Annotated in this window: 8 protein-coding genes and 2 riboswitches; of the genes, 3 read left to right on the forward strand and 5 right to left on the reverse strand. The window is 66.8% G+C overall.

The features are described from left to right. Window positions 1-3,704, reverse strand: a 3,704-nt coding sequence (locus tag J2X06_RS09115; protein WP_310061345.1) for an ESPR-type extended signal peptide-containing protein, incomplete at its 3' end; no start/stop codon positions are given. A gap of 404 nt (window positions 3,705-4,108) precedes the next feature. Then, window positions 4,109-4,207: riboswitch (glycine riboswitch) on the forward strand. Window positions 4,208-4,210: 3 nt separating this feature from the next. Further along, window positions 4,211-4,320, forward strand: a riboswitch (glycine riboswitch). Window positions 4,321-4,380: 60 nt separating this feature from the next. Between J2X06_RS09115 and gcvP the strand changes: the two genes are divergently transcribed. Beyond that, complete coding sequence (gcvP, locus tag J2X06_RS09120) at window positions 4,381-7,251, forward strand: aminomethyl-transferring glycine dehydrogenase (protein WP_310061347.1); 2,871 nt, start codon at window positions 4,381-4,383, stop codon at window positions 7,249-7,251. A gap of 90 nt (window positions 7,252-7,341) precedes the next feature. Here gcvP and J2X06_RS09125 read toward each other — a convergent pair whose 3' ends face one another. The 4 genes from J2X06_RS09125 to J2X06_RS09140 all read right to left on the reverse strand — a co-directional run bounded on the left by J2X06_RS09125 (window position 7,342) and on the right by J2X06_RS09140 (window position 10,095). Beyond that, window positions 7,342-7,845 carry a hypothetical protein gene (locus J2X06_RS09125; RefSeq protein ID WP_310061350.1) on the reverse strand — a complete coding sequence of 168 codons (504 nt, stop codon included), beginning with the start codon at window positions 7,843-7,845 and terminating at the stop codon, window positions 7,342-7,344. Between the two features lie 92 nt (window positions 7,846-7,937). After that, window positions 7,938-8,912, reverse strand: a complete 975-nt coding sequence (locus tag J2X06_RS09130) for a hypothetical protein (RefSeq protein WP_310061353.1) — start codon at window positions 8,910-8,912, stop codon at window positions 7,938-7,940. A 51-nt stretch (window positions 8,913-8,963) separates the two neighbouring features. Further along, the gene (locus J2X06_RS09135; protein ID WP_310061355.1) at window positions 8,964-9,242 is read right to left on the reverse strand and encodes a DUF4242 domain-containing protein; all 279 of its coding nucleotides are present in this window, start codon (window positions 9,240-9,242) and stop codon (window positions 8,964-8,966) included. Between the two features lie 52 nt (window positions 9,243-9,294). Continuing rightward, entirely contained in the window at window positions 9,295-10,095 is an 801-nt protein-coding gene (locus J2X06_RS09140; protein WP_310061357.1) for a methyltransferase domain-containing protein, read from the reverse strand. Window positions 10,096-10,249: 154 nt separating this feature from the next. Between J2X06_RS09140 and J2X06_RS09145 the strand changes: the two genes are divergently transcribed. Both J2X06_RS09145 and J2X06_RS09150 read left to right on the forward strand, forming a co-directional pair. Then, a complete protein-coding gene (locus J2X06_RS09145; RefSeq protein WP_310061359.1) occupies window positions 10,250-10,969 on the forward strand; it encodes a response regulator in 720 nt (239 codons plus the stop codon). 100 nt (window positions 10,970-11,069) lie between these two features. Further along, window positions 11,070-13,520: a hybrid sensor histidine kinase/response regulator gene (locus J2X06_RS09150; RefSeq protein WP_310061361.1), complete on the forward strand. Its 2,451-nt coding sequence runs from the start codon at window positions 11,070-11,072 to the stop codon at window positions 13,518-13,520. The last annotated feature ends 19 nt before the right edge of the window (window positions 13,521-13,539 follow it).

The raw sequence follows: 13,539 nt of genomic DNA on the forward strand, positions 1-13,539 counted from the left end.
CTGTCGAGGCTGGTGATGTTGCCCTCGGCCGTGGTCACGCGGTTGTCGATGTTGCTGACGTTGGTGTTGAGCGTGCTGATGTCGCCTTCGTTGGTCGTGACACGGTTGTCGAGGTTGGTGATGTCGCCTTCGTTGGTGGTGACACGGCTGTCGAGGCTGGTGATGTTGCCCTCAGCCGTGGTCACGCGACCGTCGAGGTTGGTCACGTCGCCCTGCAGCGTCGTGATGTTGCCCTCGGCCGTGGCCACGCGGTCGTTGGTGGCCGACAGCTGGCCGCCATTGACGGCTTCCTTGCTGCCGGTCGCCACGGTGCCGTCTTCCACGTTCAGCAGCTTGCGCGCACCGGTCGTGCCGGCGAAGTCCACCGCCGCGCCGTCTGTGTCCTTGCCCACGGTCAGGTTGGCGCCGGTTGCCGCCTGCTGCACCAAACCCACCGTACCGCTGCTGATGTTGTTGACCGTCGTCTGCAGGTCGGTGATGTCGCCTTCGTTGGTGGTGACTCGGCTGTCGAGGCTGGTGATGTTGCCCTCGGCCGTGGTCACGCGGTTGTCGATGTTGCTGACGTTGGTGTTGAGCGTGCTGATGTCGCCTTCGTTGGTGGTGACACGGCTGTCGAGGCTGGTGATGTTGCCCTCGGCCGTGGTCACGCGACCGTCGAGGTTGGTCACGTCACCCTGCAGCGTCGTGATGTTGCCCTCGGCCGTAGCCACGCGGTCGTTGGTGGCCGACAGCTGGCCGCCGTTCACGGCCTCCTTGCTGCCGGTCGCCACGGTGCCGTCTTCCACGTTCAGCAGCTTGCGCGCACCGGTCGTGCCGGCGAAGTCCACCGCCGCACCGTCCGTGTCCTTGCCCACGGTCAGGTCGGCACCGGCCGCCGCCTGCTGCACCAGGCCCACCGTGCCGCTGTTGAGCTGGGTGGTGATGTTGGTGATGTCGGTGGTGTTCTGCGTGACGCGGCCGTCGATGTTGGTCACGGCACTGGCGACGTTGTTGTACGTCGTCGTGGTCGTGCCATCGGGGTTGGTCACGATGTACTGCGGCGCCACGATGTTGCCGTTGGCGTCCACGGTCGTACCCAGCGCGGCGGTCACACCCTTGAGCTGCGACACGTTCACCGCATCGGTGTCCTGCGTGCCGGCGGCGACGTTGACGATCTGTCGATTCAACATTGGATGCGTACCACCGTTGGTGTCGTCCCAGGGCTGCGCCGCCCCCACCGACACGGTGTTGGCGCGGTCGGCGAACGAACCCTGCCCCAGCGCAACACTGTTGGCACTTACCACGCCGGTTGCGTTGCCAATGGCCACGCCATTGGTTGCACCTGCGGCCACACCAGAACCCGAGCCGATGGCAACGCTCCCAATGGCGCTGGCATTCGCGTTCAGGCCGATCGCAACGGCACTGCTGCCGCTGCTCACGGCGGCGGGCCCCACGGCTACGGTATCCAGACCGGTCGCGCTGGAATCAGCCAACGAGGAATTGGTGTGGAAGTACTTGATGCCCGCGCCGTCATTGATGTTGGTGATGCTGGTATTGAGCGTGCCCAGCGCCGCATCGACCTTGCCGAAGCCCGTGCCCACGTCGCCCGCCGCGCCCGTGGTGCCGGCGATGGTGTTGGCGTTGGACAGCGCGTAGCTCGGCGCGCTGATCGCACCGGTGATGGCGTTGTAGGTGGAACCGCCACCGAAGACGGCGGCCGTGTTGGCGCCCTGCAGGTCCACGGTCGCGTCTTCAGCCTGCAGCTGGCTGACGTTGATGGCGTCGGTCGCGGCCGAACCGGCGGCCAGGTTGGTCAGGCGGCGTTCCTTGGTGGCCGAGCCCAGCGAGACTTCGCCATTGGCGGTCGAGGCCGTGCCGGCCAGCGCCGCGCTGCCGGGGTTGTAGCCGGCCGTGGCCAGGTTGGCCGTGGTCGTCGAGTTGGCGCCCAGCGCCACCGAGTTGACCGCCGACGCGTTGGCGGCGGTGCCCAGAGCGGCCGAGTTGGTCGCTGAAGCCCTGGAGTTCGTGCCCACGGTTACGCCGTAGTCGCCTGCGACAGCGCTGCCACCGCCGATCGAGATGCCCCACTGGCCGGTCACCGTCGCGTTGGTACCCGCGGCCACTGCCCAGGTCGAGGCGCCGGTGGCGGCACCGTTACCGATGGACACCGACTTGTCGCCCGCCTTCGAGTCACCGCCGATGGCGACGCCGTTATTGGCGGTAGCGCTCATCGTCGCCCTCTGGCCGATGGCGATGCTGGCCGCACCGATGGCGTTGGCCGTCGGACCGATCGCGATGGACTCGGCGCCCGTGGCGGTGGAGTCTGCGCCACCGGAGTTGACATGGAAGTACTTGATGCCGGCGTTGCCGGTGGTGATGCTGGTGAGCGTGGTGTTGAGCTTGCCCAGCGCCGCATCGACCTTGCCGAAGCCCGTGCCCACGTCGCCCGCCGCACCCGTGGTGCCGGCGATGGTGTTGGCGTTGGACAAGGTGTAGCTCGGCGCGACGATCGCACCGGTGGTGGCATTCACGGCCGCGCCGCCGCCCAGCGCGGTGGTCACGCCCTTGAGCTGGCTGACGTTGACCGCGTCGGTGTCCTGCGTGCCGGCAGCGACGTTCACGATCTGGCGCTGCGCCGTGCTCGAACCGACCGACACCGTGTTGGCGCGGTCGGCAACGGAAGATGCACCCAGCGCCACGGCGTCCCAAGCCGTCACCTTGCTGTTGATGCCCAATGCCATGGAACGGCGCTCCGATCCCGACGCATCCGCACCCGCACCGAGCGCGATGTTGGTGTAATCGGCCTTTGCGGTGTCGCCGATGGCTATCGCGCCCGCACCGTAGGCCGAGGCGTGGTTGCCGATGGCCACGGCTTGGCTGTATGGCGTGGGGTTGTATCCGGAATACGCGGCAATGGCCGATGCACTCGCACCTGCGGCGACCGAGTTTTCAGTGGTGTAAGCGTCGTCCGTCCCGTCCCTCAGACCGCCGGCCTTGAAGTAGCGGGTGCTGCCGTTGTTGAGGTTGGTGACCGAGGTATTGAGCTTGCCCAGGGCCGCATCGACCTTGCCGAAGCCCGTGCCCACGTCGCCCGCCGCACCCGTGTTGCCGGCGATGGTGTTGGCGTTGGACAGCGCGTAGCTCGGGGCGGTCACGTTGCCGGCCGCGTTCACGGTGGAGGTACCGCCGAAGGCGCCGGCGACGGCCGAATTGCTGTCGAACAGCTGGCCACCGTTGATGGCCTCGGTGCTTGCGGCCGAGACCAGGCCGGCGCCCAGGCCGGTGATCCTGGTGCCCTGCATGTTGGCGCCGCCCCAGAACGTCGCGGTCTTCCACACGTCGAGATAGCCACCCAGGTTCAGCGAGTCCTCGTTGCCATTGACGGCATCGGACGAATAGAAGACCGCGCGCTTGCCCGGATTGCCCTGACCGCTGGCACCGGTGCCAGCGGCGACGATGCAATAGGTCGACGAGCTGGAATTGATCCAGGTGGCGGAGGCCTGGTCCTGGACGTATTCGCAACCGACGGTGCCTTCCTGTGGATTGCCGTTCACCACGACGGCGGCATGGCTCATGCCGGGCAGCGTGGCCAACGCGCCGATCAATGCAGCCGTCGCCCCGACCTGGGCCGAACGGGACCCCTTCCTCCGCCCCTTGGCCATTTCCGACGCGACGACCCAGCGGCCGGTCACGGTATTGAAGACGATTCGGTAGATCTTGTTCACAGCATTCACCTGGGGAGAAGAGGAGGCCGGCTTCCGGCCGCGAGGAGGCGAATTCTGCGAATTGAGACTTTCTGTTCCATGAGACGATTCTGAAAAGTGTTTCGCTGCACGTTGAGCGCGCTTGGGCCGGACTCATCGGCGCGCGTCAGATGTTTTCCCATGCAGATTTTTTAGCGGCGATTCAGTCTTTCGAACCGGTAGCGGACCGAATTGCGCGGAATGGACAGGCATCCGTTGGCCTGCTGGCGCCCTTGGACGCAGGTGACGGTCGGCGAGGGACGGACCGGGAAGAGCAGCGTTGGATATCCGCGGCCTTCGCCAGGGTTGACCATTTGGGAGGCGCCAGGACCAGGCACCGCCGGATTGGCCCGGCGGGCAGCAAGCGCCGGTATAATTCGGCCCGCAAGCAGACGGTGGGAGAAGCGGTCCAGCCTGAACGGGCGGACCGCTGCCGAAGGCGCAAACGCCCGGAATCGCTCAGGCCCCTATACCGCCGTCCGCTCACACTCTGGAGAGACCGACTGCCGCACGGCAGAACCGGCGCCGAAGGGGCAAGAAGCGAGCGGGGCCACCTCCCCCGCCCCCCGCTTCCAAACTCTCAGGCAAAAGGACAGAGGGGCACTCCACGTGCGTTCGCGCACACCCGGCTTTCACAGCCACACCCGGATGCCCCTGCATGAGCCAGAAGACCCCTTCCCTGCGCGACCTCGAGCACCACGACGCCTTCATCGAGCGCCACATCGGTCCCAACGATGCCGAGATCGCGCAGATGCTGCGCACGGTCGGTTACGACTCGCTCGACGCGATGACCGACGCGATCGTCCCCGCCAACATCAAGTCGTCCGCGCCGCTGGCGCTGCCGCCGGCGATGACCGAGGTCGAGGCGCTGGCCAAGATCCGCACGGTCGCCGACAAGAACCAGGTGTTCCGCACCTTCATCGGCCAGGGCTACTACGGCACGCACACGCCCAACGTCATCCTGCGCAACATCCTCGAGAACCCGGCGTGGTACACGGCCTACACGCCGTACCAGGCGGAGATCTCGCAGGGTCGGATGGAAGCGCTGATCAACTTCCAGACGATGTGCACCGACCTCACCGGCATGGAGATCGCCAACGCCTCGCTGCTCGACGAAGGCACGGCCGCCGCCGAAGCGATGACGCTGGCCAAGCGTTCGGCCAAGTCCAAGTCGAACGTGTTCTTCGTTTCCAGCGGCGTGCATCCGCAGACCGTCGAAGTGCTGCGCACGCGCGCCGAGCCGCTCGACATCGAACTGGTCATCGGCGATGACGCCGAGGCCCACAGCATCGACAGCTTCGGCGTGCTGCTGCAGTACCCCAACACCTTCGGCCAGGTCCACGACTACCAGTCGCTGGCCGACGCCGTGCACGCGCGCGGCGGCCTGGTCGCCGTCGCCACCGACCTGCTGGCGCTGACGCTGATCGCCGCCCCTGGCGAATGGGGCGCCGACATCGTCGTCGGCAATACCCAGCGCTTCGGTGTGCCGTACGGCTTCGGCGGCCCGCACGCCGCGTTCATGGCCTGCCGCGACGCCTACAAGCGCTCGATGCCGGGTCGCCTGATCGGCGTGTCGGTCGATGCCGAAGGCAAGCCGGCCTACCGCCTGACGCTGCAGACCCGCGAGCAGCACATCCGCCGCGAGAAGGCCACGTCCAACATCTGCACCGCGCAAGTGCTGCTGGCGGTGATGGCCAGCATGTACGCCGTCTACCACGGTCCGGAAGGCCTGACCCGCATCGCCCGCCGCGTGCATCGCCTGGCCACGATCCTGGCCGGCGCGCTGCGCCAGGCCGGCCTGACCGTCGGTCCGGACTTCTTCGACACGTTGCACGTGCTCGACGTCGACGCTGCCGCCATCCACGCCAAGGCCGAAGCCGCGCGCATCAACCTGCGCCGCATCGATGGACGCAGCCTGGGCATCAGCCTGGACGAGACCACCACGCGCGCCGACGTCGTCGCGCTGGCGGCGCTGTTCGGCGCCAGCATCACCGACATCGACGCGCTCGACGCCGCCACCGCCGACGCGCTGCCGGCCGGCCTGAAGCGCACCGGCGCGTTCCTGACCCACCCGGTGTTCAACACTCACCACAGCGAGCACGAGCTGCTGCGCTACATGCGTGCGCTCGCCGACAAGGACCTGGCGATGGATCGCACCATGATCCCGCTGGGCAGTTGCACGATGAAGCTCAACGCCACCGCAGAGATGATCCCGGTGACGTGGCCGGAGTTCGGCAACCTCCACCCGCTGGCGCCGGCCGCGCAGGCCAAGGGCTACAAGGAACTGATCGACGGCCTGGAAGCGATGCTGGTCGAGTGCACCGGCTACGACGCGGTCAGCCTGCAGCCCAACTCCGGCGCGCAGGGCGAGTACGCCGGCCTGCTGGCGATCCGCGCCTACCACCGCTCGCGCGGCGACGACCATCGCGACATCTGCCTGATCCCCGAGTCCGCGCACGGCACCAACCCGGCCTCGGCGCAGATGTGCGGCATGCAGGTCGTCGTCACCAAGTGCGACAGCAACGGCAACGTCGATGTCGAGGACATCCAGCGCGCCGCCGAGAAGTACAGCGAGCGCCTGGCCGCACTGATGATCACCTACCCCTCCACGCACGGCGTGTTCGAGGAAGACGTGGTCAGGATCTGCGAGATCGTCCATGCCCACGGCGGCCAGGTGTACACCGACGGCGCCAACATGAACGCCCTGGTCGGCGTGGCCAAGCCCGGCAAGTGGGGCTCGGACGTGTCGCACCTGAACCTGCACAAGACCTTCTGCATCCCGCACGGTGGTGGCGGTCCGGGCGTCGGTCCGTGCGCGGTCAAGTCGCACCTGGCGCCGTTCCTGCCGCGCACCTTTGGCGGCGACGGGGAAGTGGGCATGGTCTCGGCGGCGAGCTTCGGTTCGGCCTCGATCCTGCCGATCAGCTGGATGTACGTCACGCTGATGGGCAGCGCCGGCCTTCGCAAGGCCACGCAGGTCGCCCTGCTCAACGCCAACTACATCGCCAAGCGCCTGGCGCCGCACTACGAGACGCTCTATACCGGCCGCAACGGCCTGGTCGCGCACGAGTGCATCCTCGACCTGCGTCCGCTCAAGGACAGCACCGGCGTGTCGGCCGAGGACGTGGCCAAGCGCCTGATCGACTTCGGCTTCCACGCGCCGACGTTGAGCTTCCCGGTCGCCGGCACGCTGATGGTGGAACCGACCGAGAGCGAATCGCAACATGAGCTCGACCGCTTCATCAACGCGATGATCGAGATCCGCGAGGAGATCCGCGCCATCGAGGAAGGCAAGCTCGACCGCGAGGACAACCCGCTCAAGAACGCCCCGCACACCGCGACGATGGTGGCCGGCAGCGAGTGGACCCACGCCTACCCGCGCGAACTGGCCGCGTTCCCGCTGCCGGTACTGAAGCAGCAGAAGTACTGGCCGCCGGTTGCGCGCGTCGACAACGTCTACGGCGACAAGAACGTCATGTGCGCGTGCATCCCGGTGGATGCGTACAAGGACGACGAGGTCGAGGCGTAAGGTCTCGCACGATCCGCTGACGACAAGAGGCCCCGCATTTGCGGGGCCTCTTTTTTGCCTGGCCGCTGGCCAATTTGCGAGCGGCTGCTCTCAGTCCTGGCCAAAGGCGTGCCCGCCGGCATTCATCGATAGAACGCCGCCACGAATCCTCCCGACCCGCTGCACGGGTTCGCACCCGCGCACCGGCATGTCGAAGGTCGGCGCCGACGCGCAGTCGGCCAGCCAGTGCTCGTACGGCCTGGCGCCCTCGCGCGCGACGCTCGTCGGTTGCAGGCCGCGACGAGTGCTGCCCCGCGGCACGACGAGTGCCATGCGGATCTTCGCGGGGCGATCCACCGAGGCCTGCGTCGGTTCCGCGTAGACCTTCAATGCCGGCAGGTCGAACACGCGCGATGCGAGCTGGATGCTGTAATCGGGCCGGACGGTCGGCGTATCGGGCGACTCGAGCGTCGCGTACACCCGCACCGCGGGCAGGTCGAAGATGCGTTCGGCTGCCACGCGCTCGGGTGCGCGGCGCACGCTCGCCAGACGGGTCGCGATGGAATGCGTGGCGGCGATCAGCGCCGCGGCGGCCATCAGTGTCATGACTTTCATGGTGGCAAATCCTGTAGTCGGTACGTGGACTTCTTCCCTCTCCTCGGCTGCATCGCGGCCTCCGCGTTGTGCGGGGAGAGGAAGCGTTCGGGTCAGGCGCCCAGGATCGGAGCCAGGGCAGCGACGATGCGCTGCATCTGAGCGGGCGTCGTCATTTCCGCGAGCAGCTTGCTGAAGCGCGGATGCTGGACGCCGGAGACGATGTACTGCCAGCGGTAGGCACGCAGCAGCAGGTCGCCGATGCGTGCCGACTGTTCGGCGTCGAACTCGCGCCCGCAGGCGGCCAGGTAGTAGCGGCAATCCGCCTCGGCCTGCGCCTGCAGGATCCCGTCGACGGCGCCGACCAGGGCGATCAGGTCGTCGACGGCGGCATCGTGTTCGGCGTCGTCGATGCGTTCGTATTCGGCGCGCCATTCCAGTTCGTCGAGGATCGCGTGCTGGCTTTCCTCGCGCCAATGGAACAGGAACACGTCCTTCCACAACGGACAGAGTTCCGTCTGCGGCGCGATGCTCTGCTCGTAATGGTTCTGCACGAACAGCTCGATGTGCGAGATCAGCCCCAGCACGGCCCAGCTGCGGCGCTGCAACACCTGTCCCGCCACGGCGTTTGGCTCTGCGACCTTGACGTAGCCCGGTGGCATGCGGGCCTCCATCAGCGCCTCCAGTCGCCGGAACAGCTCCTGGTGCTTCAGTTCCTCGTCCGAGAAGCGCACCAGCGCCTCCAGCGCGGTCTGGTCTCCCAGCCAGTGCTGGCCCGAGGTCTGCAGCATCTTGGCGCCGATGAAGCGCTCGACCAGGCCGAAAACGTAGGCATAGGTGCGGCCCTGCACCTGGCTGAGGAACCGGCGTTCGTCCTGGTCCAGGAAATCCAGCGCATCGACCATGGACAGGCCCGCCGGCAGGAAGGTGTGCGAATAGTCGAAGTCGCGGCCACGGATCACATCGGCGTCGATGTCCCAGCGCACGCGCTTGGACACCTGGATGCAACGCGCATAGCGCTGGTGGTCGTTGGTGGTGGCGGGGTTTTCCCAGGGTTGCGCCTGGACAAGGGCAGTTGCAGCGTTCATTGCGTAGTGACTCCAGCAAGCCGGCGTCGCCGGCAGATCAGCGCATCGGTATCAACCCGGCGCCATGGTGGGATCGAGTACCGCCCGCACCTCGACGATCACGTCGGCCGGAAAGCCGGCGCGCACGGCGTGCTCGCGGATCAGTGCCTTGTCGCGGGCGAGATAGACGCAATAGGTCTTGTCGTCGGCGATGTACGAATGCAGCCATTGCACGTCGGTACCCAGCTCGTCCAACACCTGGTTGGAGCGCCGGGCGATGCCGCACAGGGCTTCCATCGGCTCGCCGCCGATACCGGCGATCTGGCGTTCGATCACGTACTTCTTGAACATGGAACTTCCTCCACGTGGGATGCGTCCCGGATGCGGGACGCACAAGCCGGTATCACTCCGGCAGGTTGCCCGCCTTCACGGCGCAGACGTTCACGCCATAGGCATGCAGGCGGTTATGGAACTTGCGGTCGAGCGATGTTCCGGCGAAGCACTCGAAGCGTTCGGTGATGCGTGCACCCTGCAGGCCGCTGGCTTCGATCAGCCGCAGCAGTTCGGGTTCGGTCAACGCTCCACCGATGCAGGCGGCCCACAGGCCGGCGTCGCCGCGCACGCGCGGATCCAGCGGCCGGTCCAGCACTACGTCGGCCAGATACATCGCGCCGCCCGGCCGCAGTACCCGCTCGACCTCGCGCAGCGCCCGCGGCTTGTCCGGTGCCAGGTTCAGCACGCCGTTTGAGATCACGTAGTCGGCGCTGCCGTCGGCTACCGGCAGGTCCTCGAAGGTGCCTTCATGCAGCTCGACACGCCCCAGCAAGCCCGCCTGAGCGGTCGCCCGCATCGCGCAGCTGCGCATGGCCGGAGTCAGATCGACGCCGATGGCGCGGCCTTCCGGCCCGACGGCGCGCGCGGCGAGCAGCAGGTCCATGCCGGCACCGCAGGCGTGATCGAGCACCACCGCGCCGGGGCGCAGGGCGCCGATCCGCAGCGGGTTGCCGACACCGGCGAAGCGCTCGGTGCACATCGCCGGCAACGTCGCCAGTTCGGCGGCGCCGTAGCCGAGTCGCTGCACGGCGTAGGCTGCGCCGGTATGGAAGTGGAAGCCGCTGGCCGGCGCCTGGGCTACGCGCTCGTACGTGGCCCGCACCTGACGTTGCAGGTCGTTCGCATCCAATACGATGGGACAGTGGCTCACGGCGGCCTCCCGCTCGTTTCCGCCAGCTCGCCTGACGGCATGGGAGCGACGCTACTCAGCACCGGTTTCCGTTGGATTTCCGAACCCTGCGGATTTGTATCGCCCGGTAACACGGGCGGATACTGGCTCCAACTCTCATGAAGCAGGCACGGCGATGACCCATACGCCCTGTGTGCTGGTGGTCGACGACGACCGCGCGACGCGCGAGATGCTGGTGGAATTCCTCTCCACCCAGGGCTACCGCGCGCTGCAGGCCGAGGACGGTGCCGCCATGCGGCGCGAACTCGAGCGCGAAGCCCCCGACCTGGTGCTGATGGATATCCGCCTGCCCGGCGAAGACGGACTGACGTTGGCACGTTATCTGCGGGAGCGCTACGACACCGGCATCATCATGGTCACCGGTTCGGGTGACGTGGTGGACCGCATCGTCGGGCTGGAGATCGGCGCCGACGACTACGTCGCCAAACCATTCGACCCGCGCGAACTGTTTGCCAGGATCAAGAGCGTCCTGCGCCGGCTGCAGGCACGGCCGGACGCCGCGCCACCGGCCACCTCGCCGCCGGAACGGCGGGTTCCCTTCGGTCGCTGCACCATCGACCTGGAGGCGCACCAGGTGTTCGATGCCGACGGCAACGAGGTGATGGTCACGCACATGGAGTTCGACCTGCTGCGCGTGTTGCATGAGCACGCCGGCAAGGCGCTGTCGCGCGACCAGATCCTGACCCTGACCAAGAACCGCGAGTGGGAGCCGTTCGACCGCTCCATCGACATCCGCATAGCGCGACTGCGCCGCAAGGTCGAACTGGACCCCGAACAACCACGCGCGATCCGCACGGTCCGTGGCGTCGGCTACATGTTCGTACCCGGCATGTAACCGTCGCTGTTCTTTTTGTTTCCATCGTGTAACAGGGCGCCGGCGCGCGTTTTCCGGCTCCTATACTCGTCCCACGACCTGCTGACCGAGTGCTTTCCCCATGGAGCCCGGCGCCCCCCAGACCCACCGCGACGAAGACCCCATCCGTGCCTTGCGCGACAGCGAGTCGCGATTGCAGCAGGTGCTGGACAATTCCTCGGCGGCCGTCTTCGCCAAGGACCGCAACGGCCGCTACCTGTTCGTCAACCGCGAGTTCGAGCGCCTCGTCGGCCTTGATTCCGAACGCCTGATAGGACGCACCGACCGCGATATCTTCCCTCCGGATCTGGCCGCGGGTTTCCGACGCAACGACATGCGCGTGCTGCTGGAGGGGCGTGCGCTGGAGTTCGAGGAAAGCGGCACCTTCGCAGGCGAGCAGCGCACCTACCTTTCGTCCAAGTTTCCTCTGTTCGACAGCGACAACGTTCCGTATGCCGTCTGCGGTGTCGCCACCGACATCACCCGGCGCAAACAGATCGAGAGCGCGCTGAGCAGTTCCGCGCTGGCGGTATCCGCCGAGCGTGGACGCGAACTGTTCGTGGGCCTGTCCCGCTACCTCGCAGCGATCCTGGACGTCGACGTCGCCTTCATCGCCGAGATGCGCGAGGACGATCCGTCGACAATGCACGTGCTCGGATTCGTCAACGACGGTAACCCGAGCGAACACTTCGACTATGCCCTGGCCGATACCGCCTGCGAGACCGTGGTCGGCCACGGCTTTCGGATCTACCCGGCGGGACTGGGCGACCGCTTCCCGCTCGACGACGACTTTCGCGAAATGGGCGCCGAGAGCTATGCGGGCTACCCGCTGAACGACACGCAGGGGCGACCGCTGGGCATCATCTCGATCGTCGCGCGACGCCCGCTGGAACAGCCGGAGTTCATCGAATCGGTGATGAAGATCTTCGCGGTGCGTGCCGCTGCGGAACTGGAGCGGCTTCGCTCCGACCAGGCGTTGCTCGCGTCGCAAGCCAGTTACCGGCAGATCTTCGAGGCCAGCGAGGACGCGATATTCGTCCACGACCACGAGACCGGCCGCATTGTCGACGTCAATCCGAAGGCCTGCTCCACCTATGGCTACAGCTACGACGAAATGTTGCAGGTGCCCGTTGACCGGCTCGGTTCGGGCGAGCCTCCCTACACCGGCGCGGAAGCGGCCGCGCACCTGCAGCGCGCCAGGGAACTGGGTTCGACCGGCTTCCTGTGGCATCGCCGCAACAAGGACGGCAGCCTGCACTGGGACGAGGTGTTCCTGAAAGTCGCCAGCATCGGCGGCCAGCCGCGCATCCTCGCCTTCACCCGCGATATCACCGAACGCAAGCTGGCCGAGGAACGGCGCAGCCGGTTGGAGGCGCAGCTGCTTCAGGCCAAGAAGATGGAAGCGCTGGGCCATCTCACCGGCGGCATCGCCCACGACTTCAACAACCTGCTGGCAAGCATCATGGGCTACGTGGTGTTGGCCAGCGAGCGTCCAGCCAGCACCGAAGACGAGCGCCTAGGCGGTTATCTCGAAAAAGCGTTGCAGTCGTGCACGCGTGCACGCGACCTGATCCGGCAGATGCTGATGTTCAGCCGTGGCCAGAAAGGCGACCCGCAACCGGTCGACGTGGGCGAGCGCATCCGCCAGAGCCTGGGCATGCTCCATCCCACCATCGCCCCCGGCATCAGCGTGGCGCTGGAGATCGAGAGCGACGCGGGCATCGCCAGGATCGATCCGGTCCAACTCGACCAGGTGCTGATGAACCTGTGCGTCAATGCCTGCGACGCGATGCGCGACAACGGCGTGCTGCGGATCGGCGCACGACGCCATACGGGTCGCCGAGAATGCGGCTCCTGTCGGCAGGAGATGGGCGGCGACTATGTGGAGTTGTTCGTCCAGGACGACGGCCCTGGCATACCGCCGGACGTGCTCGACCGCATTTTCGAGCCATTCTTCTCGACCAAGCCCACCGGAAAAGGCACCGGCATGGGCTTGGCGACCGTGCACGGTATCGTCCACGAACATGGGGGACACCTGCTCGTCGAAAGCCAGCCGGGGATGGGCACGCGCATCGGCGTGCTGCTGCCTCGTTGCGAGGAATGCGCATACGAGCAAGACGCCACGCTCGCCGCGATACCGCCGCCAGTGCAGATGCTTCGTGGGCGCGTGCTGGTCGTTGACGACGAACGCAGCGTCGGCGAATTCCTGTGCGAACTGTTGTCCACGTGGGGGCTGCAGGCGGACTTCGTCGACTCGCCCCAGCAGGCGCTTGGGCGTATGTGCGCATCGCCGGACGGTTACCACCTCGTCATCACCGATCACTCGATGCCGGTGATGACGGGCCTGCAGTTGGCAACGAAATTGAACGAATGCGTGCCACGGATTCCGGTGCTGCTATACACCGGCCTGGCCGACGGCGTGGAAACGCAGGCGTTGCCCGCCAACATGGTGCGCGAAGTCCTGCACAAGCCGATCGACCATGCGCGCCTGGCAAAGGTGCTGGGCGAGGTGCTTGGACCGGCCGACGGTTGAGCAACCCCGACTCGCGCCC

This window comes from Lysobacter niastensis (genome assembly GCF_031457115.1).
Lineage (GTDB): Bacteria > Pseudomonadota > Gammaproteobacteria > Xanthomonadales > Xanthomonadaceae > Lysobacter_J > Lysobacter_J niastensis_A.